Source organism: Sphingobium sp. MP9-4 (genome assembly GCF_005281675.1).
Taxonomy (GTDB): domain Bacteria; phylum Pseudomonadota; class Alphaproteobacteria; order Sphingomonadales; family Sphingomonadaceae; genus Sphingobium; species Sphingobium yanoikuyae.
Map to the genome: position 1 here is coordinate 26,161 of NZ_LUFI01000035.1, position 23,910 is coordinate 50,070.

Annotated in this window: 15 protein-coding genes; 7 read left to right on the forward strand and 8 right to left on the reverse strand. The window is 64.9% G+C overall.

What is annotated here, in order from left to right:
• The first annotated feature begins 20 nt into the window (after nucleotides 1-20).
• Entirely contained in the window at nucleotides 21-1,373 is a 1,353-nt protein-coding gene (locus A0U87_RS11715) for an NAD(P)/FAD-dependent oxidoreductase (RefSeq protein WP_054725878.1), read from the forward strand.
• 61 nt (nucleotides 1,374-1,434) lie between these two features.
• Nucleotides 1,435-2,883, forward strand: a complete 1,449-nt coding sequence (gene merA, locus A0U87_RS11720) for a mercury(II) reductase (protein WP_269465200.1) — start codon at nucleotides 1,435-1,437, stop codon at nucleotides 2,881-2,883.
• A 415-nt stretch (nucleotides 2,884-3,298) separates the two neighbouring features.
• Here the strand turns inward: merA and A0U87_RS11725 are convergent, their stop codons facing one another.
• The 4 genes from A0U87_RS11725 to A0U87_RS11735 form a co-directional block, all read right to left on the reverse strand.
• On the reverse strand, nucleotides 3,299-3,802 hold the full coding sequence (locus tag A0U87_RS11725; protein WP_061937989.1) for a PIN domain-containing protein: 504 nt from the start codon (nucleotides 3,800-3,802) through the stop codon (nucleotides 3,299-3,301).
• Nucleotides 3,803-3,807: 5 nt separating this feature from the next.
• Nucleotides 3,808-6,297, reverse strand: a complete 2,490-nt coding sequence (locus A0U87_RS11730) for an SAM-dependent methyltransferase (RefSeq protein ID WP_061937992.1) — start codon at nucleotides 6,295-6,297, stop codon at nucleotides 3,808-3,810.
• A complete protein-coding gene (locus A0U87_RS26190; protein WP_061937995.1) occupies nucleotides 6,294-6,776 on the reverse strand; it encodes a hypothetical protein in 483 nt (160 codons plus the stop codon). Before A0U87_RS26190 ends, A0U87_RS11730 begins: the two co-directional genes overlap by 4 nt.
• 130 nt (nucleotides 6,777-6,906) lie before the next feature.
• Nucleotides 6,907-10,341 carry a type ISP restriction/modification enzyme gene (locus A0U87_RS11735; RefSeq protein ID WP_061938079.1) on the reverse strand — a complete coding sequence of 1,145 codons (3,435 nt, stop codon included), beginning with the start codon at nucleotides 10,339-10,341 and terminating at the stop codon, nucleotides 6,907-6,909.
• A 403-nt stretch (nucleotides 10,342-10,744) separates the two neighbouring features.
• On the opposite strand from A0U87_RS11735, the gene A0U87_RS11740 reads away from it, so the two are divergent.
• From A0U87_RS11740 to A0U87_RS11760, 5 genes are read left to right on the forward strand one after another with little or no spacing between them, the layout of a single operon-like run.
• Nucleotides 10,745-13,921 carry an efflux RND transporter permease subunit gene (locus A0U87_RS11740; RefSeq protein ID WP_061938082.1) on the forward strand — a complete coding sequence of 1,059 codons (3,177 nt, stop codon included), beginning with the start codon at nucleotides 10,745-10,747 and terminating at the stop codon, nucleotides 13,919-13,921.
• Nucleotides 13,914-15,077, forward strand: coding sequence for an efflux RND transporter periplasmic adaptor subunit (locus A0U87_RS11745; RefSeq protein WP_061937998.1), 1,164 nt, complete (start codon nucleotides 13,914-13,916; stop codon nucleotides 15,075-15,077). The genes A0U87_RS11740 and A0U87_RS11745 overlap by 8 nt, the downstream gene beginning before the upstream one ends.
• The gene (locus A0U87_RS11750) at nucleotides 15,064-16,467 is read left to right on the forward strand and encodes an efflux transporter outer membrane subunit (RefSeq protein ID WP_061938001.1); all 1,404 of its coding nucleotides are present in this window, start codon (nucleotides 15,064-15,066) and stop codon (nucleotides 16,465-16,467) included. Before A0U87_RS11745 ends, A0U87_RS11750 begins: the two co-directional genes overlap by 14 nt.
• Nucleotides 16,464-17,126 (forward strand): DsbA family protein, encoded by a 663-nt coding sequence (locus A0U87_RS11755; protein WP_137405590.1) that lies wholly within the window; start codon nucleotides 16,464-16,466, stop codon nucleotides 17,124-17,126. Before A0U87_RS11750 ends, A0U87_RS11755 begins: the two co-directional genes overlap by 4 nt.
• Before the next feature lie 19 nt (nucleotides 17,127-17,145).
• Nucleotides 17,146-18,717, forward strand: a complete 1,572-nt coding sequence (locus tag A0U87_RS11760) for a bifunctional UDP-sugar hydrolase/5'-nucleotidase (protein ID WP_206366600.1) — start codon at nucleotides 17,146-17,148, stop codon at nucleotides 18,715-18,717.
• Here A0U87_RS11760 and lnt read toward each other — a convergent pair.
• From lnt to A0U87_RS11780, 4 genes are all read right to left on the reverse strand, one after another.
• Complete coding sequence (gene lnt, locus A0U87_RS11765; RefSeq protein ID WP_076605703.1) at nucleotides 18,623-20,164, reverse strand: apolipoprotein N-acyltransferase; 1,542 nt, start codon at nucleotides 20,162-20,164, stop codon at nucleotides 18,623-18,625. The genes A0U87_RS11760 and lnt overlap by 95 nt on opposite strands.
• A complete protein-coding gene (locus A0U87_RS11770; protein WP_240700553.1) occupies nucleotides 20,161-22,269 on the reverse strand; it encodes a thioredoxin family protein in 2,109 nt (702 codons plus the stop codon). Before A0U87_RS11770 ends, lnt begins: the two co-directional genes overlap by 4 nt.
• 143 nt (nucleotides 22,270-22,412) lie before the next feature.
• A complete protein-coding gene (locus A0U87_RS11775; protein ID WP_061938085.1) occupies nucleotides 22,413-22,928 on the reverse strand; it encodes a DsrE family protein in 516 nt (171 codons plus the stop codon).
• Nucleotides 22,918-23,898 (reverse strand): class I SAM-dependent methyltransferase, encoded by a 981-nt coding sequence (locus tag A0U87_RS11780; protein ID WP_064232569.1) that lies wholly within the window; start codon nucleotides 23,896-23,898, stop codon nucleotides 22,918-22,920. The genes A0U87_RS11775 and A0U87_RS11780 overlap by 11 nt, the downstream gene beginning before the upstream one ends.
• Between the last annotated feature and the right edge of the window lie 12 nt (nucleotides 23,899-23,910).

A 23,910-nucleotide genomic window follows, 5' to 3' on the forward strand; every position in this document is an offset into this window, starting at 1 on the left:
ATCCGATGAGGAGGACACGCATGAGCGCATATGACTTCGACCTGATAGTGATCGGGGCCGGAACCGGCGGCAATGGGGTTGCCCGGATGACTGCTGCGGCGGGCTGGAAGGTCGCCAGCATCGACAGCCTGCCCTACGGCGGAACGTGCGCTCTGCGCGGCTGCGACCCCAAGAAAATGCTGGTGGCGGTGACCGAGGGCGTTGACTGGGCGCAGAACCTGAAGGGCAAGGGTCTCGAGGCTCAGATCTCTGTCGATTGGCCGGACATGATGGCCTTCAAGCGCAGCTTCACCGACGCCATGCCGCGGCGCATCGAGACCGGGCTTGAAAAAGCGGGCGTCGCGACGCTGCACGGCGACGCTCGGTTCACCGGCCCCGACACGATTGAGCTGAACGGGGAAAGCCTGCGCGCGCGGCATTTCCACATCGCCACCGGCGCGCGGCCGATGACGCTGAACATCCCCGGCGAAGAGCTGTTGATCACCAGCACCGACTTCCTCGACCTGCCGGAGCGGCCGGACCGGGTCGTCTTTGTCGGCGGCGGATTCATCGCCATGGAATTCGCCCATATCGCGAAACGGGCCGGTGCGAGCGAGGTCACGGTCTTGGAGATGATGGAGCGGCCGCTCGGCAATTTCGATCCCGATCTTGTCACAATGCTGGTCGAGGCCACCGCCGAACTCGGAGTCGCTCTGCGGACCGAAGCGAAAGTGTTGAAGGTCGAGAAACAGGGCGGCGAACTCGCCGTCTCGGTCGAGACGCCGGGCGGCATCAAGGTGGTTACCTGCGATACCGTGGTCCACGCCACCGGGCGTGTGCCCAATATCGACGGACTGAACCTCGCCGCCGCCGGGGTGGAGCATGGACCGCGTGGCATCAAGGTCAACGCCTCGATGCGCACCACCAATCCAAACATATTCGCCGCCGGAGACTGCGCCGACAGCGGCCCCAACCTGACCCCGGTTTCAGCCTACGAAGGCCGGATCGCCGCCAAGAACCTGCTGGCCGGCCACGACGAGCGCAGCGTGTCCTACCCGCCGATCCCGAGCGTCGTCTTCACCCTTCCCATGGTTGCGACGGTCGGACTGTCGGAGACGGCTGCGCGGGAGAAGGGACTAAAGTTCGACACCCACTTCGAGAAGACACAGGGCTGGTATTCTTCGCTGCGGGTCGGGGCGAAATGGACGGGCTACAAGATTCTTGTCGAACGGGAGACCGGCCGAATCCTTGGCGCGCATCTGATGGGGCCGGGGGCCGAGGAACAGATCAACCTGTTTGCCATGGCGATGGGGGCAGGCCTGACCGCCAACCAGATCAAGGCAGTGATCTTCGCGTATCCGAGCTACGCCTCAGACATCGGCTCAATGGTGTGACACATGCCTTTTGGGGCATCGCCACAGTCGCGGCCCCCATGAATATAGAAGGAATGCGACAGTGGACAATCAAGTGGACGCCCGTGACTGCTGCACTACCGGCGGGTTCGAAGGCCGAGCTTTCGACATCGCCGTGATCGGCGCCGGATCGGCCGGCTTTTCCGCCGCGATCACCGCCGCCGAGCAGGGTGCCAGCGTCGCACTGATTGGCCACGGCACCATCGGCGGCACCTGCGTGAACGTCGGCTGCGTTCCGTCGAAGACGATGATCCGTGCAGCCGAAGCCCTTCACGGCGCCGGCGCCGCAAGCCGTTTTCCGGGTCTCGCCGGAGAGGCTCGCGTCACTGACTGGCGCCAGCTGATCGCGGCCAAGGATAATCTCGTCGCCACGCTTCGGCAGAAGAAATATATCGACCTTCTGCCCGAGTATGACGGCGTCACCTATCTAGAAGGCGCGGCCCGTCTGGATCGGAATGGCGTCGCCGTGGATGACCGGGTCATTGCCGCCCGAAAGATCATCATCGCGACCGGCTCCGCGCCCGCCGTGCCGGATATTCCAGGGCTGGCCGACGTGCCTTGGCTGACGAGCACGACTGCACTGGAGCTCACCGAGCACCCACGCTCGCTTCTGGTCATCGGCGGCGGCTATATCGGCTGCGAGCTCGCCCAGATGTTTGCACGCACCGGGACCAACGTAACTCTCGTCACCCGCTCCCGGCTGCTTCCGGAGGCGGAGCCGGAAATCGCCGAAGCGCTGACCCGCTATCTGGCCGATGAAGGCGTCACGGTTCGCACGGGCCTGGCCTATTCCCGGATCGAACGCCGCGAGGGCCAGGTCGCGCTCACCATCGAGGTGGACGGCAAAGCGGAAACGCTGATCGCCGAACAGGTACTGGCGACGACAGGCCGCACGCCCAACACGGCCGGCCTTGGCCTCGGTGCAGCGGGCGTCAAGGTGGCGACGAATGGTGGAGTCGTCGTCGACGAGCGCATGCGTACATCGAAATCCGGCATTTACGCCGCTGGTGACGTGACCGGGCGTGACCAGTTCGTCTACATGGCGGCCTATGGTGCGAAGCTCGCCGCGCTTAACGCTCTCAACGGCGACAGCCTCGCCTATGACAATGCAACGATGCCATGGGTCGTCTTCACGGATCCGCAGGTTGCTGGCGTCGGCCTGACCGAGGCCCAGGCCAAGGCGCGAGGCTTTGCGACGAAAGCATCAGTAGTGCCGCTCGACCAGGTACCGCGGTCGCTCGCGGCCCGCGACACGCGGGGATTGATCAAGCTTATCGCCGATAAGCAATCCGATCGTCTGCTGGGCGCGCAGATCCTCGCGCCCGAGGGAGCTGACAGCATCCAGACGATGGTGCTAGCGCTGAAGTTCGGGATGACCACCAAGGAATTGGGCGAGACAATCTTTCCCTATTTGACGACCGTCGAGGGGCTGAAGCTTGCGGCACAAGGATTCGGCAAGGACGTGTCCAAGCTATCCTGCTGCGCCGGCTAACAGTCGATTACGATGATTGGGCCACGACGGTTGCCGCATTGCCAAGGGTCGCCGCAAACGCGCGCTATCCATCTATCTCAGACGCTTACAAGCGAATTCGCATTCTGGGAAGCTCGGCAGCACTCGCCGAGGTCCGGAATGGCCGCACAGCTGCCTCCGTGTAGGTGATGCGAACTCCCGTACCGCCGATGACCGCCTGGCCTACTACGCTGGCGTGCTTGCAGCGGACCTTTAGTGGAATACGGCGGCACACGGCGGTATTTGGCGCCCCGCCCTGGATAAAAATAACGAATACGAGTCGCCGTTTGCACTACCCTAGAGCCGCAAAGGGCTACCGCTTACCGCCCCTCACTGCCGCAGTCTGACCGGAGCGCTACTGCTTGAGCCAGCGGTTGGTCACTAGCTGAGTTCGTGACTATATCGTCAGCAGCCGAACGTCCGGGTCAGCGTTCGGGATGCGCTTCATTCGCCCGTCCGCAGTGACAAGGACTAGATCCCGCTCTTTGGCTTGGGCGCACATCCAAAGGTCATTTTCGTCGATCCCGAGCTTCTGGCCGGTCGCCTTATCGACCCATTCCTCGATATACTTTGGACGGTCCTTGCGGAGCATTTTCGCCAGATATTTCTGAGCGACCCGTGCTTTTACCTCTGCGTAGACCGCGGCAGTGTGATGGGTAACATCGAGCACTGCATATGAACGCGCTTGGACGATCATCGCCTCTAGCGCCGGCAAATTGCCCTTGCCGATAGCGGCGGCGAGTTTGGTCCCGAAACCCAACTCAGCCAATGCGATCGCAGAAATGAACCGCGGACTATCAAGGGGCAACGCTGCGAGGGTTTGGCCTTTCTCGACGTGATGAGGATGCGTCGGATCAAGATAGATCGACAGCACCGTCGTATCGAACAGGTACGCGTCCATTGGGTCTACGCCACATAGTCGCGGAGGAAGGTCGCTTCTTCTTGGGGCAGTGGTCGGAACACCGACTGAACCCAATCGCCGCTCGCTTTGAACCGCCCGGAAATCCGCTCCGCAAGGCTCAGTCCTGGCATTGGATAGGACGAATCCCAATGCTGCCAACCATGTGCAAGGGGGCGCTCTGCATCCTTGAAAAATGTTAGGAGCTGACGTTCGAGCCGAAGCGGCAAATCATAGGCTTTCAATACAGCCGCATCGATTTCGGTCAGGAGCTGTGCGAGTTTGGCATCCCGGTCGGCGAGCAACTCCCAATTCTGCAGCACCGTCTGATAAGCAGCAACCAGTTCGCTGATTTTCTCGGGCAAGTGGATTGGAACAGGAATGTCGTCAACCACCGCCGTGCGAAAGCGATCTTTGGGCGAGTTGATCGCCAGGAAAGCGTTCGCCACGGCTCCATTCAGCACGGCGCTCAAAGCGAGCAAGTCGGTTGACGAAACCGGGTGCCTTGGACGCATCGCGAAGAATTGCTGCGAGCACAGCAACCCCTCCAAATCGGCAAATCCCCCTATGCACCATGCCCCGCGACTCAACCGCGTCGCGCTGGCGATCAGCTTGGGAGTAGACCAGTCATGAGTCGCTCCACACCGAAGATTTTCACGGCGGAAGTCTAACCAGAGTTTCTGAGGCGGCATATACTGGCGGAGGTGGCGTGCATTTGGATAGCCAGCCTTGTATCCCGGTAAAGGCTCTGGCTTCGTCGCCGCCGCTTGACTGTAATGCCATTCTAGACCTCGGCGCGTCTCCAGGATCGCTCCGAATTTCGGGTACCTACGCAAATAATCCCAGATATCGCCAAGTGGCGGAAGCCAAAGCTGTCCGCTTGGCGCGGCATCCACCGTCCGCTCCGCTTCGCGTTGAACCGTGATGTGACCGGTTTTCAGAAAAAGGCTGCGATCATATTCGGCGACTTCGGTCGAACGTATCTTAAGCTTGTCATCGTCCGCATCGCGCAAATCGCGGGCAATTACGGCGGAAGATTCCACATCGGATGCGCCGAAAATGCCATCGGGCATTTTCAAGATCTCGACCAATCCGTACAGCTCTTCTAATCGTTTGCGCTGCTCCGCAAACTGCTGATCCATAATGAAGGACCGAGGAAGAACAAATCCCAGTGCGAGCGGCTTGGAGTCCAACGCAGCACTTAATGCCGCGATTGCCTTAGAATAAGTCTTGTTTGCAACTGGATATTTTGTCCGATCAGCCTTGCTGAACGATTCAAACGGGGGATTGCAGACAATGATGTTGTTGGCCTGCAGACGCTTCGCCAAAACATCATCGGTAAACAGGTCGCCTTCTCTGACATGCCAGCCGTTGTGGTTCGGATAATCCGCGAGAATGAGCGATAAGGTAGCTACCTCACACGCGAAGGGATCGACCTCGTCGCCAGAAATGTGGTTGATCAGAAAATCATGCCGTTGTTGATCAGTCCATTCGACCGGCAGAAGATCGCGTAGATGGCGTAGTGCCGAAACGAGGAAAACACCGGCTCCGGCAAAGGGCTCGTAAATTCTGATATCTTCGGGGGGGTGCCGATGCAGTTCGAGCCTCTGGACGACGTATTCCGCGACCTGCCGGGGGGTGCTGTGTGTGCCAAACAGCTTGCGAGTCTCGGGCGTTACCAGCGTATTCTCGTAGACGAAGGCGAGGTCGTCGGACGAAATATTGGAGAAGCTTATGCCGGCCCGCAGATGCCGCCATGCCGCATCAAAGATGCCTGGCAGTGCGGCGTTCGGCTTAGCCTCGATCGTCCCGAGCGCATAATAGCTTTCGATGCCAGCAAGCACCGACCCCAAATCGTCCGCGTCCCAGCCATCCGCATAGGGATGGCGGCGGTCCTGCAGAACCTTGGCCGCCAGCAGGCGAAAGACGACGCGGAACAGCGTCCGTACATTGAGTCTGTCTCCGCCGGGCACCTTGCGAGCCAAGTCGAGGGTCTCGACCAGCAAGCGATCCAGCTTGACGTGAATCTCGCCTTCAATTGCTGGCAGAAGGCCCAGGTCGACAAAATCGAGCTGATAGGCTGTCCCCGACGCACCGATCGATTTCGCCCGGTGAATAGCATCGGGATGCCAGTTCGCCCGATTGCGCGCGAATAGCTCGGCGATATCGGCGAGCCTTACCTTTTCGATCGCACGGGGCGGCGCATCGCTTCGCACCTGCCAGACCGTCACCTCATCCTGCTCGATAACGAACAGCAAAGGCGCACCTAAGGCGCGATGCTCGTTCACGAGGTCGATAGCGCGGCCGCCGCCGCCGTTCACGACGGCGAGTGCGGCGGACCGGTAAGAGGGCGGCGTGCGCGTAAAGGCGGCAAGCGGGACGGTCCGCGTCGTGTTGGCGTCGCTCAGCACATCCGCGAAGGCATAGTCAGACACAACCGCCTCTGCGCGATAGCCGACGTCGCGGGCCGCTTGCGCGATGGTCTCGACCGCGTTCACGACCGGGCTCCGCCTGCGGCGGCCGCAGTGCTGACTGGAATGGGTGGGAAGCGGAGCGACGCCTGATCCTCGACACCGCTCGCAGCGAGAAGCTGCTCGCGCAGTCCAGCCACGACGGCTCGCAGGGGGATTGTGATCGTTGGCCGGTCGCTCGTAATCTCTGCCAGCTCTGGGCGGAGCTGCAATTGTCCTTCGGGGAGATCGACAATCAGCTTCGTGCGTTCAAGTTCGGGCCACGGCGACTGGTTGCACAGGTCGAACAGCGGTTCGGCGATAGGTGCCAGAGCACCGACACGAACAGCCATGTCGACTGCGAGAGAGCGGATCACGGCAACCGCGACTAGATCGCCTGAACTAAAGCAAGGACTGTGGCCACGTCCCCGTCGCAGCGGATCGAGCGCCTTCTTCCAGTGCCGATAGGTTTCCGGAGCGATCGATATCGCGCTCCGCAACTGACCGGGGGTGTAAAGGACTGTCACGAAATTAGCTCACGATCTTGTTGTGAACAACAAGATGCCTCGTTTCGCGCCCCGAGGCAAGAATGATTGGCGAACGATCAGCCGCCGGTCGGAGCGGCGGCGATCGACGTCAAGGTGTTAGCAATTGCACTCAGGAGGCAGCGGTAGTTTCATCGGACACCGCGATGCCCGAATCCCACACATACGCGCTTGCCTTGATTGCTTCGTAACTCACGTCCAAAGCGGGCTGCATCAGGACATAGGCCGTCAGCCGTCGAACGATGGCGACAGCTTCCCGCGCCTCAGCGACGGTGATCGGGCGGCCGATGACCTCACGGTCTCGATATGAAAGCCATTTCTTGAGAACCTGATATCCGCCGATTGTCGTCTCATAAACGCTGGCCGGAACGCCCTTGAGAAACGCCACGTCGTTCAGTCTGACATCGATCGGCGGACCGAGCCGGCTCTCCAGGGCACCAACATCTTCATGGAGGACACCAGCCGCCTCGGTCAACGCTGACCGTTCCTCCTCATCATAGCCAGCTCGCTCGCGGAAATTTCCATTACCCGGCATCACTGGCGCGCCATTGCCACCTCTGCCCCAGCCTGTCACTTCAAGATCGGTGGGGCCAAGCGGACCACCTCCCTCGCGAACCAATCGCCCCAGCGTCCCTAGTGGCGCATCATAAGGTGTCGTAGTTACGCCAGGAGCTACCTGCTCCGTGTCAAGTAACGCGGCAACGCGGCGGCCCAACGTGGCTGACGCCTCAAGGTGCGTCAGGTCGGTCGGCAGAGGCACCCGGGGCCAGCCTCCCAGAATCGCAGACTGATTTTCTTGGAGCCAACCGGGAGCCGCAATGATGGCGAGCGCATGGAACCACGGAGTGTCACCGAGATCGGCGTCTGTATCAGGGTCGCTCTGGGTGATCGTTGCCAACCATGCGCGCGCATTCGCCGACAGATTCGCTCGTCGCGCCGGTGTGCCGAGAAGGTCCTGTTGTGGCGCTTCAGACCCGAGCAGACGGAACGGGAACGCGCGGATATTTGGTCGGAGAAGGTGATAATCAGGCAGGGCGGTAATGGGTAGAGCAGGAACACCCTCGTGGGGCCGTTCGGCCATCATGCGGCTGACGAGAAACCGATTTCCATCGCGGGCAGCGGCGAAGAACTCCGGCCGGGAGCGGTTCCAGATCGGCGCGACAGATGTGTAATAGGCATACCGAGTATCGAGAGGCAGTGAGGCGAAACGAATGATGCGGCTAGCGTCGAACGTCTCACGGGCAAGTAACCTTTGGCGTGCACGCTCTGGGTCGAAGGCGCCGGCATCCTCCACGGGGCCGATTCCCTCGGCCTTCAGAGTTTCGAATGTCAGCGAGGGGTCCATATAGCGTCGCATATGGTCAGCGAGCCGGCTGCGATCGGTATCAATGAGACTTCCGCGACGCATCTCAGCAAGACCGCTAAATGGTTCGGCCTCTGCAATAGCAATGAGATCTGGCCAGGTGTCATAGCTGGACGCTGGCCCAAGAGGGCGGAAGTTAAAGCGGTTCGCCGGCAGCGGCGTGGTCACTTCGAATCCGCCGTCGAGTGATCCGCTATTCAGTGCCTCGACTAACTCTTCGCGCTTTCGGTTGCCCCAGAACTGGCGATACCGGACTTCCGCTAATGAATCGGTCGGCCCCTCGCGCACGAACATGCCGACCGCGGTTCCAAGCTTGATGCCCTCGCGATTGAAAGGCGTCGAGAAAACCGACGGGTCTGGATCGCCTTCAGGCGTGCGTTTCCCAGTCTCTCGGCTGTCGCCATTGAGGCTGTCGATGAAAATGCGATGGAAACCCTCAAGGAGCCGTCGCCGCACAACGACAAATGATGGGTCGCTCAGGTACGAATAGCTGGAAACAAAACAGATAATTCCGCGGCCTGATCGCTCGGTGATGCGCCGTTCGGCTACGCGCAGAAAACGGGTGTAAAGCTCATCGAGATTGTATTTGCGAATGTTCCAGTCAGAACGAAGGCCCTGTTTGAAGGGCTCAACTAAGCCCTCTTCTTCATTCGGGCTGACACCTGCAAATGCGTTGTACGGCGGGTTGCCAATAATCACTAAGATCGGATCGACACGCTTTACCCGCTCGGCGGCGTCACGCTCGGGCTGAAGCTCCGGAAGGAGCAATTGGTCGACCGGCCCTTCCGGCTCATTCCATCCGGTAAGAGCATTTGTAAGGTAGACCGCAGCGCGCTCCTGAGCACTCAGCGGTGCGCCCGCGTGAGCCAGCATCATTCCAATCTGCCAATGCGCGACCACGAATGGCGCGGGCATCAGTTCAAATCCGAAGAGCCGCTCACGGGCCGCGGTGTTCAAATCATGCGCGACGAGTGCATCTTCGCCCTGCTCGCGCAAGCGCTGCTCAATCACCCTCAGCACTTCGACGAGGAAGGAACCGGTTCCGCAGCAAGGGTCCAGCACATGGACGTCGGGGCTTGCCAGGCCGGCTTCAATCCCTAATTCCTCGCGGAGCGCGAGGTCCACGCGCTCCACCATGTAGGTGACGATTTCGGGCGGCGTGTACCAGACGCCGAGTTGCTTGCGCAGCGCAGGATCGAAATGAGCGAGGAACGGTTCGTAGAAATATTGGACGGCGCGCCCCTCATCAAAAGCCTCGAAAAATGTCGTTCGGTCGACCCGATGGAGCGCTTCTCCGGTCCAGTCGAGTATCTCGACCAATCCAAGCGGACCCAACCGGCTTGGCGTCGCCACCTGTTCGAACAAGGTGCGGACCATTGGCACGTGCATCGTCCATCCGGCGGCGTGCCAGTCGAAACGTGCCGTAGCCTGCGGTGGAAGCTCCCGCGCCCATTGCACCCATGCGCTAAAGATGCCGTAGAACAGCGTCTGGACGAGGGTTGACCGGAAGAAATGCTCGCCCTTGGCATCGTCGAACCGCAGACCCAACGCCTGCTCTAGGCCTGAGCGAACTGTCTGCAATGCCGGCAGGTCGGCGCTTGCTTCGATCCGGCGGAGAGCATCGCGGGCATAGGAGGCCAGAAGCCATGCCAAATCCGACGCCCGAGTGAGCGGGGCCAGATAGCTGAGAGCGCGTCGAAGGTAGTCGTGGAGCGCCTCAGCAAGCTGGTCGAGTGTCTCATCGACAGATGTGTGATGTAGGTTCCAAAACGCGGCGTCACTGGAAGCAAGGCTGAATGCTTCGAGACGAACTGGTTGACCTTGCGCGTCTCGTCCAATCAGGAGGAAGGCGCGATAATTAGAGACCAAAACAAGCCCATAGTGCTGCCAGTATTGTGAGACCTGCGACGTATCGGCAGTGAACCATGTCTCTTCGGCCAAGCCCTTCACTTCGACCACGCCACGCTCGGGCGCTGCACCGGTGCCGGGCGCGGGTTCACCCCCTCGGCACTGTGCTTGGCTGTAAAGTCCGAAATCTGGGTGTCCGGCACCTTGGTTGCGTATCTGACCGTTCGCGATCACCCGTGGTCGCAACTGGCGGCCGACCCCATTCAAAAGGTTTTCGAGGGCGCTGTAGTAGGATGTCTCGTTCGTCGCCGCGCCGGTCGCACGAATCTCCCGCATACGCGTCAAATATGCGTCCAAGAGTTCACGACTGGATTCGGCCAATTCGATTCACCTGCAGCAACTGGATGTGAACCTTCATGGCAGCCGTGCAGGGAAAAATCGACTACATCCGCACTGCGTTGGGGCCGAGGGCTACCGACGCCGTTGAATTTACCGCCCTCGGAGCATTTTTGCCGAGGACAAGATCCGGCGAGCGTCGCCCGACATTTCCTATCGCTAAAGCGACGCGACCGGTGCGGTAATGGCCATCATGTCGATTCTTCGGACAATCTCCATCCTCGGCTTCTGGTTTTCGCTGCGCCGCAGCGTCGATAAGATTGCCTTAAGCTAAGCGGTGTGTGGCCTTCCACAGGAGGACCGCAATGCTTGTCAAAATTCTACCATCACGCGGTTGCTGCTGATGATGGCGCTCGTGCGGGTGGCGCTAACGCGACCACTCACCTTCATCGTGATGGCAGTGCTGATCTTTGGTCTCGGCATTCTGTCCGTCCTTCGGATGCCGGTCGACATCTTCCCGCGCATCGGTGTGCCGGTGATCGCGACGGCCTGGACCTTCAACGGCCTGTCCCCGGACGACATGGCGGGGCGGATCATCAACCCGTTCGAGCGCGTGCTGACCACGACCGTCAACGACATCGACCGGATCGAGAGCCAGTCGATGAACGGCGTCGCCGTCGTGCGCATCTACTTCCAGCCCAATGTAGATATTCGTACCGCGACCGCCCAGGTCACGTCGATTTCCCAGACGATCCTGCGCCAGCTTCCCCCCGGCGTCACCCCGCCCGTCATCGTCAACTATGACGCCTCGACCGTGCCAATCGTGCAGGTCGCGCTGTCGGGCGAGGGCCTGAGCGAACAGCAGCTCTACGATCTGGGGGCAAACCAGATACGGCCTCAGCTCATCACCGTGCCCGGCGTGGCCATGCCCTTCCCCTTCGGCGGCAAGCAGCGCCAGATCCAGATCGACATCGACCCCGAGGCGCTGCGGTCCAAAGGGCTGTCAGCGGGCGACGTCGCCGCGGCGATCGCCGCGCAGACGCAGATCACGCCCGCCGGCTTCGCCAAGGTCGGCGGCCTTCAGTATAACGTCCGCCTCAACAACGCGCCGGGCTCGGTCGAGCAGCTCAACAATCTCCCGGTCAAGGTGGTCGACGGCGCGACCATCCTGATGCGCGATGTCGCCCAGGTTCGCGACGGCGCACCGCCGCAAACCAACATCGTGCAGGTCGAAGGTCAGCGATCGGTGCTGATGACCGTGCTCAAGAGCGGCGCGGCTTCGACCCTCACCATCGTCGACACGATCCGCAACCGCATCCCCCAAATCGTCGAGGGGCTGCCCAATGCGCTCCGCGTCCAGCTCATCGGCGACCAGTCGGTTCTGGTGAAGGCGGCGGTGTCCGGCGTGGCGTTCGAGGGCGCCCTTGCGGCCGTTCTCACCTCGCTGATGATCCTGCTGTTCCTCGGCTCCTGGCGCTCGACGGTCATCATCATCATCACCATCCCGCTGGCGATCCTCGGCGCGATCTTCGGCTTGGGGCTCACCGGCAACACCCTCAACATCATGACGCTCGGCGGCCTGGCGCTGGCGATCGGCATCCTCGTCGACGATGCGACCGTCACCATCGAGAACGTCAACTGGCACCTCGAGCACGGCAAGCCGGTGGTGCGCTCGATCATGGACGGCGCAGCCCAGATCGTCACCCCGGCCTTCGTCGCCGTGACCTGCATCTGCATCGTCTTCGTGCCGATGTTCTTCCTTCCCGGCGTCGCGGGCTATCTGTTCGTGCCGATGGCGCTCGCCGTCATCTTCGCGATGATCGCCTCGTTCATCCTGTCGCGCACGCTGATCCCGACCATGGCGATGTATCTGCTGCGCCCGCATCATCACGGGGAGGAGGCTGCCCGCGCTTCCTCGCGCAACCCGCTGGTCCGGTTCCAGCATCGCTTTTCCACGCGGTTCGATGCGGTCCGCGACCGCTTCGGGCATCTCCTCGCGCGCGTGCTCGCGGGCCGCAAGCTGTTCATGCCGGCCTTCCTCGGCGTGATGGTCGCCTCGCTCCTCCTGATCCCCACCCTCGGGCGCGACTTCTTCCCAAGCGTCGATGCCGGGCAGATCACGATGCACGTGCGGGCGCCGGCAGGGAGTCGGATCGAGGATACCGCCACGCTGCTCTCGCGCGTGCAGGCCCGCGTGCGCCAGATCATTCCTGCCGAGCAGATTAAGTCGGTGGTCAGCAATGTCGGGCTTTCGTCGGCCCCGCTCAACACGATCTACAACAATTCGGGCACCGTGGGATCGAACGACGGCGACCTCCTCATTACGCTCGGCGAAGAGCGCACTGCTACGGCGGATCATGTCGCGACCCTGCGCCGCGAACTGCCCAAGAGCTTTCCGGGCATCGACTTCGCGTTCCTGCCCGCCGACATCACCAGCCAGATCCTCAACTTCGGCTCGCCCGCACCGATCGATATTCAGGTGCGCGGCCGCAACGTTGCAGCCAATGAAGCCTATGCGCAGAAGCTGCTGAAGCGCATCCGCGGCGTGCCCGGGCTTGCCGACGCGCGCATCCAGCAATCCTCGCGCGCGCCGCAGCTCGACGTCAACATCGACCGAGCCCGCATCGCGCAATATGGCCTTACCCAACGCGACGTCACGACCAACATCGCGACGGCGCTCGCCGGCACCCAGCAAACCGCGCCGGTCTATTGGCTCAATCCGGAAAACGGCATCTCCTACCCGGTGGTGGCGCAAGTGCCCGAACTCGATGTCGACACCATCGCCGCGATCGAGTCCCTGCCGGTTTCGGGAACCGGCGCCGGCTCGGCGCAGACGCTCGGCGGGCTTGGTACGGTCACGCGCAACACGACGATCAATGTCGCGAGCCGCTCCGACATCCAACCCGTCATCAACATCTACGCCAGTCCCCAGGCGCGCGACCTCGGCGCCGTCGTCGGCGATATCCAGCGCATCATGGCCGATCTCGACGGCGAGCGCCCCAAGGGCGTCACCGTCAGCATCGCCGGCCAGTATCAGACGATGAACCAAGCCTTCAGCGGGCTCGCCTTCGGCCTGATCGGCGCGGTGCTGCTCATCTATCTGGTCATCGTCGTAAACTTCCAGAGCTGGATCGATCCGCTCGTCATCATCGGCGCGCTTCCGGCGGCCTTCGCCGGCATCGTCTGGATGCTGTTCATCACCGGCACGACGATCTCGGTGCCGGCGCTGACCGGTGCGATCATGTGCATGGGCGTCGCGACCGCCAACTCGATCCTTGTCGTCAGCTTCGCGCGAGAGCGACTTGCCGTGCTCGGCGACGCGACCCAGGCGGCGATCGAGGCGGCGACGGTGCGCTTCCGCCCGGTGCTGATGACCGCGCTGGCGATCATCATCGGCATGGCGCCGATGGCGATCGGCATCGGCGAAGGCGCCGAGCAGAACGCCCCGCTCGGCCGCGCGGTCATCGGCGGGCTCATCTTCGCGACAGTGGCGACGCTGCTGTTCGTGCCCGCCTTGTTCAGCTTCGCGCACCGCAAGGGCGCCCCCTCAACCCGGGAGCTAGATCTCCAGCATGCCTGATACGACCAAACCCAATCGCGCCAGGCTCTATGGCGGCGCGGCCATCATCGCCGTGGCGGCGCTTGTCGGCGGCGGCCTCGTGACCCGCAACATGGCGGAACACGAGCAAGCCGCAGTTGCAGCCGAAAACGCGCTGCCGACCGTCAGCGTCGCGCCGCCGCGCGCTTCGGAGGCCGGCGAGATCGTGCTGCCGGGCAATCTCGATCCCTACAACCGCGCGGCGATCAATGCCCGTGTCAGCGGCTATGTGCGCGAATGGCGCGCCGATATCGGCGATCAGGTGCGACGCGGCCAGATGCTCGCGGTTCTCGATGCGCCGGAGATCGAACAGCAGCTCGCCCAGGCTCGCGCCGCCTATCGCACCGCAAGCGCTGACCGGGGCCTGGCCGAGACGACCGCGACCCGCTGGGACGGCCTGCTGAGGAAGGACGCCGTGTCGCGGCAGGAGGCGGATGAGAAGCAAGGCCAGTTCGCTTCGGCCAATGCCCGCGCCGAGGCAGCCCAGGCCGATGTCGGGCGTCTGAACGCGCTGCGCGGCTTCACCCGCCTCACCGCGCCCTTCGATGGCGTGGTCACGAGCCGATCGGCGCAGCTCGGCGCGCTGGTCAACGCCAACGCTGCCGGCGCCGAGCCACTGTTCACCATCGCCGATGTCAGCCGCCTGCGGCTCTACGTCCGCGTGCCCCAGGCCGCTGCCGGCCAGCTTGCGCGCGGCACGCGCGCGACGTTCACGGTGCCCGATCGGCCCGGAGAGACCTTCGAGGCGAGCCTGTCACGCCTCGCCGATGCGGTCGATCGCCAGTCCGGCACGATGCTGGTCGAGTTCCTCGTCGACAATGCGGCGCGCCGCCTGCGCCCCGGCGGCTATGCCGAAGTGCATATCGCCCTCCCCGGCGGCACCGGCACATTCCAGATACCGGCCAGCGCGCTGATCCTTGGCTCCGAAGGCGCCCGCGTCGCGATCGTCGATGGCCAGGGCAAGGTGGCGCTCCGGCGCGTGACGACCGGACGGGATCGCGGCCCGACGATCGAGATCCTGTCGGGACTCGGCCCCACGGACCGCGTCATCCAGACTCCGCCCGACGCACTCGCGGCAGGAGACAGGGTGCGCGTGGTTCCCGCACGGCAGCCGGCGGCGCCCAATGCGAAGCGCTAGTCTCGCAGCGCTCGCCGCACTCGGTCTTGCCGGCTGCTCGACGCTGCCGCCGATGCAGACGCCGTCGATCGACGCGCCGGCGCAGTTCCGCCATGCCGAGGGATGGTCGAGCGCCGCACCGGGCGATCATCTCGCGCGCGGTGACTGGTGGCGCGCGTTCGGCGACCCGGTGCTCGACGGTCTCATGGCGCGCCTCGATGAGAGCACGCCGACGCTCGCCGCGGCGCTTGCGCGCTACGACCGGTCGCTGGCGGCGGCGCGCGCCACGCGCGCCGACCTGTTCCCCAGCGTCGACCTCTCGGGCAGCGCATCGCGCGAGCGGCTATCCGCCGGGCGCCCGATCGGCCCCGGGCAGCCCATCACCACCAACCAATATATCTTCGGCATCGGGCTCGATTACGAACTGGATCTATGGGGACGGGTCCGCAACAGCGTGCGCGCCGCCCGCGCCGATGCCGAGGCGCAGGAAGCCGCGCTGCGCTCGGCCAGGCTCAGCCTGCAAACCTCTGTCGCCGACCTTTACGTCCAGCTTCGCGCCGTCGATGCGGAGCAGGCGTTGCTGGCGCGCACCGTGGCGGCCTTCACCCGCGCGGACGAGTTGATCGTGACGCGCTACGAGGGCGGGATCGCGTCGGGCGTCGATCGCAGCCGATCGCTGGCGCAGGTCGCCGACGCCCGCGCCCGCAGCGAGGCGCTGAAGGCACGGCGGGCGGGCCTTGAACACCGGATCGCTGCGCTGGTCGGCGAAGTCGCCTCCACCTTCTCGATCGCGCCCACCGAACGCGAGCTGGCGCTGCCATCGTTCGCCGCGGGGCTCCCTTCCGAGCTGCTGCAGCGCCGTCCCGACATCGCCGAGGCGCAGCGCCGGCTCGTCGCCGCCAATGCGCGGATCGGGGTTTCGCGCGCCGCCTTCTATCCCAGCATCAGTCTGGGGCTCGGCGCTGGCTATCAGGCGACCCAGGCGCCGATTATCGGCGCCGACACGTTGTTCTGGGGTCTCGGCCCGGTCAGCACGCTCCTCAACCTGTTCGATGGCGGGCAGCGCCGGGCCCGGCTCGACATGAGCCGCGCCGAATATGCCGAACTCGCCGCCGACTATCGCCAAACCGTCCTCGATGCGTTTCAGGAGGTGGAGGACGGCTTGTCGCGTTCGAATGCCTTGGCCAGTCAGGATCGCGAGCAGCGCATCGCTGCAGGCGCGGCCGCGCGCGCGGAAAGCCTGGCGCTCGATCGCTACCGCGACGGCGCGGCCGACTATCTGGAAGTCGTGACCGCCCAGACCGCGGCGCTGTCGGCGCAGCAGGCGAGCATCGCGGTATCGTTCGACCGCGCCCGCACGACGATCGCCCTGGTCCGGGCGCTGGGGGGTGACGCGGCCGCACCGTCATGACGGCCGAGAGGCGAAGACTGTCGCGCCGGGAACTACTCCAGCTCGGCGGCTTGGTCGCAGCCGGTTACGGCGTCAGCGTTTTTCTTCAGGCGACCGCGCCGCTTGGCCGGGACATGTCGACCAACTCCCAGGCGCAGGCGCTCCTGCGCAATCCCGGCGGCCCCACCGAGGGGCCGGACGATGCGGACCTGCGCGTCGTGATCTTCACCGACTATCAGTGCCCGGCATGCCGCAAGGCGGCGCCGGACCTGGATGCCGCCTTCCGCGAAGATGGCCGTGTCCAGTTGGCCTATAAGGACTGGCCGATCTTCGGCGCACTCTCGGAGCAGGCAGCGCGGGTCGCGCTCGCCGCGCATTACCAGGGGATCTACCCGCCCATTCATCACGCCCTCATGCGCGAGCGGCGCCAGCTCGAACGCAATGTTCTCGAACTGGTTGTGCAGCAGGCTGGGGGCCGCTGGGACCGGATCGAACGCGATTTGAAGGATCATGCCCAGGCGATCGACCTGACGCTTGGCAGGAACCGGGCCGACGCCTTCTCGCTCGGTATCGCCGGGACGCCGGCGTTCCTGATCGGCCCGCTGCTCGTCATCGGCGCGCTGTCCCAAAGCGAGTTCAAAGAAGCGTTTCACCAGGCAAGGGGCCTCGCCCCTTCCTGATCGAAGGAAAGGAATGACGATGCGAGGTTGGCTGGCAGGATTGGTCCTGGCCACGATGGGCGGCGGCGCTGTCGAGGCGAAGGATCGGAGCTTCACGATCCTGCACACCAACGACATGCACGGGCGCCATGCGCCCATCACCGTTGCGCCCGGCAATGCCACCTCGCAGACCGGCGATACCGGCCGCACCCCTGTCGAGTTCGCCCGCACGGGCAGGATCGGCGGCTTTGCCGCACTGGCGGGTGTGGTCGAGCGCACGCGCCGGGAACAAGGCCCCGCCAACGTGCTGCTCGTCGATGCCGGCGACACGTTCAGTGACGATTTCGTCGGCAACGCGACCCGCGGCGAAACGATGATCCGGCTGATGAACCAGCTCGGCTATCAATTCATGGCGCTCGGCAATCATGATTTCGACTATGGCCTTGAGCGCACGCGCGAGCTGCAGGCGCTCGCCACCTTCCCGATGCGCGGCGCCAATACCCTGGAGAAGGGCTCGCCTGTCTTCGGCGAGCCGTGGAAGATCTTCGAGGCGGGCGGCGTGCGGATCGCGATGCTGGCGCTCAGCTATCACAATACCGGCCTCACGGGTTCCAAGAGTAACGTCGAGGGGCTGACTTTCGCGAACGGGATCGAGACGACCCGGCGCTATCTGCCTCGGCTTCGCGAACAGGCCGATATCGTCGTGCTGCTGTCGCATCAGGGCACGGCCGTCGATCGCAAGCTCGCCCGCGAGGTTCCCGGGGTCGACATCATCATCGGCGGCCATTCGCATGACCTGATCGCCCCGGCCGAGAAAATCGGCGGCACATGGATCGTCCAGGCTCTGTCAGACGCCGCGATGATCGGCCGCCTGACCGTCGTGGTTGGCGCTGGCGGGCGTATTCGGCAGCTCGACAGCGGCGTGGTCGAATTGTGGAACGACCAGCATCCCGATGACCCGGCGATGGCGGCAGCGGTCGCCCGCGAGGACGGCCCCTACAGGCGCGAGATGGACGAAGTGCTGGCGACTGCCACCGACCGCATCGGGCGCCGATACAAATCGGAGAGCCCGTTCGATGCGCTGGTGGGCATGATCCTGCGCGAGGAAACCGGCGCCGACGTCGCATTCATGCCGGGCGTCGGTTACGGTGTCTCGATCGAGCCGGGCCCGGTAACTCGCGACCGGCTCTACACCCTCTTGCCCCACCCGACCAAACTGGTGACGTTGACGATGACGGGCGCACAGGTCCGATCGGTTCTCGAGCAAAGCGCCACGAACCTTAGCCCCGATGACGATCTGGCCCGAGTCGGCGGCCTCGTGCAGACATCGGGCATAGCCTGGACGGCCGATCTCAACCGGCCAGCGGGAAACCGTATCACCCACGCCGCGATCGACGGCCGTGCGATCGAGCCGCAGGCGCGTTACAAGGTCGCGACCAATGCCGGGATGCTCGACGGGCTCCATCGCTACACCGCCTTTGCCCAGGGCGAGGACATCCATACCGATGAACGCAGCGTCACCGCGATCGTCGAGGGCGCTTTGCGGAGGATGAAAGTGGTGGCGGCGCCTGCGAGCGGCGCGGTCCGGATCGTAGCATCGTCTGCGTCATAAACAGCGTGAGCAGTAAGATGGCGGCTGCCAGCGGCAAAGCTGTTCCCCATCGGCTGACGAGCGTTGCGGGTCCGATCGCCGGGAGCACCGTATCGAGCCGCGCCGCCTCATGCGGGGGCAGGCTCGCGGCGATGCTCCCATCAGAGCGGATGACCGCGGTGTGGCCGGTCGGCGTCGCTCGGATGATTGGCACGCCTTCCTCGATCGCCCGCAGGCGCGCCTGCGCCAGATGCTGTTCGGGGCCGCCCGCGCCGAACCAGGCATCGTTCGACGGATTGAACAAAAAGGCGGGACGCCGCGCCTGATCGACGACGGCGGACGGGAAGATAATCTCGTAGCAGATCGATACGCCGGCGCGCAGGTCGCCGATCGCCAGCGTATGTGGACCCGGCCCAGGCACGAAGGCAGCTTCGCCGGGAACCAGGCGGCCTATACCTAGACGTCCCAGCACATCCGCAAACGGTAGATATTCGCCAAAGGGGACGAGATGCGCCTTGTCGTAGCGCCCAAGAACCCGGCCAGCGGCATCGAGCACGAACACGCTGTTGCTGTAACCGTCGGCGCCGGCCGTCCCGGTCGCCCCCGTGAACAGGAGATCGCCGGCCCGCAATATCGCAGCGGCGCGCCGACGTAGCGCCGGGTCGCTATCGAGCGGATCGATGATGGCGGCTTCCGGCCAGAAGATGAGGCGTGGCCCCAATGGCGCGCCGGGCGGACCGCTCAGCGCGCGGTAGCGCGCGAGCTGCGCCGCTCCCTGACCGGGCCGCCATTTGTCGGCTTGATCGATATTGCCCTGGACGAGGCTGATCGCCGTCGCCGTATCGCGCGCCGCACGCGGACCGGCGACGGCGATCGGCACGGTCATGACGAAGGCGGCCAGTGCCAGCGGCCGAACCCCCGCGTCGCGGGTCGCACTGGCGATCAAGCCGGCGGCCAGCAGGGTGATGCCCGACAGTCCCAGCGCGCCGATCGTGGCGGCACCGCGGGCGACTTCGCTGACAGGTAGCCAGATGGCCCCGAGCGGATTCCACGGGAAGCCGGTGAGGAGGACGCCCCGCAGCCATTCGGCGAGGACGAAGAGCGCGGCGGCACTTAGCGCGAAGGGTGTAGCCCCTGCGCGGCGCGTGACGAGATGGGCAAGGCCCAGCGGGAGCGCCCAATAGCAGGCGGTATAGGCCGCGAGGATCACCACCGCCGGCCAGCCCAGCCAAGCGGGCATGGCCGCCTGATAGGTGAAGGCGTGCGCGATCCACGTCAGGCTCGCGCAACCGAGGCCCCATCCATACCACCACCCGCTTGCCGCCGCCCGCCGCCAGTCCGGCGCCATGCCGGCGATGCGCAGCAGCAGGATGAGGCCGCCGATCGTGGCAGGCCATAGCGACCACGGCGCGAAGCCCAGCGATGACACCGCGCCGAGGGCGAAGATCCCCAAGCGCGCCGCGATCATGACGTAGCGGCTTGTTCCACCAGCATGTCGCTGGTGAGCACTTGCGGCAGCTCGCGCAGCTCGCCGCCGCGTGTCACGAACAGATAATAGGGCACAGAATTACGGCCGCGCGCGGCGAGGAAGCGCGTGATAGCGGGATCGCCGCGCGTCCAGTCCCCGACCAGCGTCGTCACGCCTGCGCGGGCGAATGCCTCTTGCGTGCTTGCCCGGTCGATCGCGACCCGCTTGTTGACCTGACAGATCAGGCACCAATCGGCGGTCATGTCGACGAACACCGGCTTGCCTTGCGCGCGCAGCTCGGCGAGCCGCGCTTCGCTGAACGGCTCGGCGCTGGCGCTCGCCGCCGTGACGGGCGGCGGCGAGGCGGGCGCGGGCAGCTCGATGACGAGCGCCAGCAGCGCCGCGCCGGCGACAACCGATAGAGCGATGCCGGTCCCCTTGCCGCCCGATTGACGCAGCCCCGCCCACCATAGGGCGACCGCTGCCATAGCGGCGAGGAGCAGGCCAATAACCAGTCCATCAACGCCGCTCTGACGTCCCAGCACCCAGGCGAGCCCGATCGCGGTCAGCAGCATCGGGATGGCGAGCAGCCTGCGGAAGGTTTCCATCCATCGGCCGGGCTTGGGCAGCACGCGCCGCAATGCCGGTACGAAGGCGATCAACAAGAATGGCAGCGCCATGCCCGCGCCAAGGCCGGCGAACACCGCCAGCGTCGCCGGCGCCGGCAACACCAGCGCGGCGCCCAGCGCCACCCCGAGGAAGGGACCGCTGCAGGGCGTTGCGATCACCGCCGCGAGCGCGCCGGTGCCGAACGCACCGCTCCAGCCCGGCTGCGCCAGACGGCCGCCGGACAGCGATATGCCCCTGATCTCGAAGAGCCCCGCGAGATTGAGTGCGATGCCCAGCGACAGCAGCATGAGCAGGAGGATGATGCGAGGATCCTGCAACTGAAACGACCAGCCAATATCGTGGCCAAGCGCGCGCGCCGCGATCAGGATCGCGCCGAGTAGTGCCGTCGTGGCGACGCTGCCGGCGAAATAGGCGATGCCCTCGATCCGCGCGGCGCTGCGATTGCCGCCGGCCCTGGCGAGGCTCAGCGCCTTCAACGACAAGATCGGAAACACGCACGGCATGAGGTTGAGCAGCAGCCCGCCGATCAAGGCGCCCATCAGCGCGGCGAAGAGCGCTGGCGTCGCGCCGGCGGACGTCACCCTGCCCGGATCGGCGGGAGGGGCCTGTAACGTCTCAGGATCGCCGCTGAGGACCAGCTTGGGCGTGTCGGGCAGTTCCGTCACCCCCGGCGATGCAAGCGCCGCTACGGACCCGGCTTTGGCAGTGAGGGCGACACTGCGCCGCCCGTCGCTCAGGACGCCGCTGAAATTTCCGCTGGGGCGCTCGCCTGTGGCAGCCACCCGCACCGTGACGGCACCACCCGCCGCGCGGGTCACGCTTTGCGGCGTTGCCGCCTCAAACCAATCGGCCGAAGCGGGGAACAGGCGCGCCTTGGCGGGATCGAGCGAACCCGCACCGGCAATGTCGAACACCAGGTCGGGGCCAATACGGGCAAAGGTGCCGCTGGCGCCGCTGGCGCCGCTGCGCGGCAGCGCCGCCTCGGCCGCCGAGATGATCGCGGGCGCGCCGCTCGCCGGGGCGCCGTCGCCTGACACGAGCTGAAGCCGAAGCGTGGCACGCTCCGGGACGCATAACGTGTCGGAACAGGCCAGCCAGTTCAGATCGACCGCGATCGGCAGCGCTGTCCCGGGCGCGATCGACGGGGCGAGCTTGAGGTCCGCCAGGAGCGTGAATGGGCCTTCGTGGACGTAGCTGGCGATACCGGCCAGTTCGAGCAGCGTGGGCGCGGGGTGCCGAAGCGCGCCGATCGTTGCGCCCGCCGGCGCCTGCCACTTTGCCTCTACGGAAAGACCGCTATCGCCGGGGTTGATCCAATAGCCGTGCCATCCCGCCTCGGGCGCCATGCGAATGGCGATGCGGGTCGTAGCCCCCGGGCGCGGCGTGTCGCTCGCCGCGACGATCGATGCTGCGATGTGAGGCCGGGGCTGCGCGTGCGCCGGGACGGCCAGGCCGGCAAGGATCAGCGCGATCATCGCGGCAAGACGCTTCAGCCAGAGCATGGCTGACGATGACGGCGATGGCGCGTGCCGCGCAGCTTGCAGGGGACGGGTCATGCGTCATCGCATCGACCCGCCACCTTAAGGCCCGCTTAGCAGTCCCCCACGCGGTGCAGCGCTCAATCGGGAATGAGCGCCCAGCCCTTGAGCTGCAACGTCGCCAGCGTCACCATGGCAGCGAGATCGACTGTCACGTCCCGCGATACCGACGCCGGTTCGATGCCCGCCCGCCCGAGGGCCTGGCCGCAGACATGGATTTCGACGCCCGCTTGCCGAAGCGCCGCGATCAGCGCCGTGTTGGGATTGGCACGCCCAAAGCGCGCCTGATAGGCCGCATCGTTCATGATGATCGGCGTTGCGGGACCATGGATCACCGCGACCAGCGCACCGGGCGCGGGGTTCACGCCCTTCGAACCCAGCAGATTGACGAAGCGCGCGACGCGATCGAGCGAGGGGTTCACCTCTTCGGGCTTCGCGGCCGCCTTGGTGACGTTGAAGACCGCCCGGTAATTGACGGCCGTGTCGGGCTGATTGGCGGCATCGGGCAATGGCGTGATCGTACCGAAGCCGGCGATGACCGGATGCGCCGGATCGCGCGCACCCTGAGCCTGTACCGCACCGGGCTCAAAGCTCATGGCGAGCACCGCCAGCAGGAGAAACGGACGTCTGCGGTTCATCATAGCGCACTCCCAGCTTGTTCTTCCTGGCGGGGTCGCCGCGGCGGCCCTCACTTTGCTCGCCCGCCTCGGCGCTGACGAATAGCACCTTGGCGGACAGCGCAACGCCGTTCGCGGTCTCGTGGGCAGCGAACACACGCGCCAGATCCTCGCGGACGACATCCTGCAGGGCGCGGTCGCCTTTCAGCAGGTCTGCGACATGCATCGATTCCAGTACGAAGGCGGCGGCAGCATCGGGTTTGTTGCCCGGCCCGCCGATATAATAGGCGCCCTCCCACGGCACGATGTGCGGCTCGGCGAAGCCGGCTCGGGTCAGGAGGTCGCGAAGATATTCCGGTTCGCCCAGAGCGAAGGGTCCGGGCGCGCGGGGCGCGGGCTTGGGCATCTCGACATGCCTTGCGAGGACATCCGTCACCGCTACGAACCAAGGGTTCTCGCCGGCCCTTGCCCACACCGCGATATCGAGCCGGCCGCCGTCGGCGACCATGCAGCGCAGATTGGCAAAGGCCGCATAGGGATCGTCGAAGAACATCGTGCCGAAGCGCGAGAACAGGCGATCGAAGGGAGCCGACGCGGGCATGGCGACGCCCGCGTCACCCAGCTCGAAAGCGATATTGGCGATGCCTTCGGCCTCGGCGCGCGAGCGCGCCGCCTCGACAAGCGCCGGCGAAATATCAAGACCCGTCACCGCGCCATCGGGGCCGACTGCCCGCGCGATCTGCCGGCTCGTCCACCCGCCGCCGCAGCCGATGTCGATCACCCTCTCGCCGGGGCGGTAGCCGGCCTGGGTCAGCAGCGCCGTGCCGATCGGTTCGATCATGCGCTCCAAACCGTCGAGATTGGCGAGCCAGCGCTCGCCCGATCCACCCGCCCATTCCGATGCCGGCAGCCCGCCATCCTTATGCCCGTCGGTCAGCTTGTCATTCATAGCGGGCGCTCC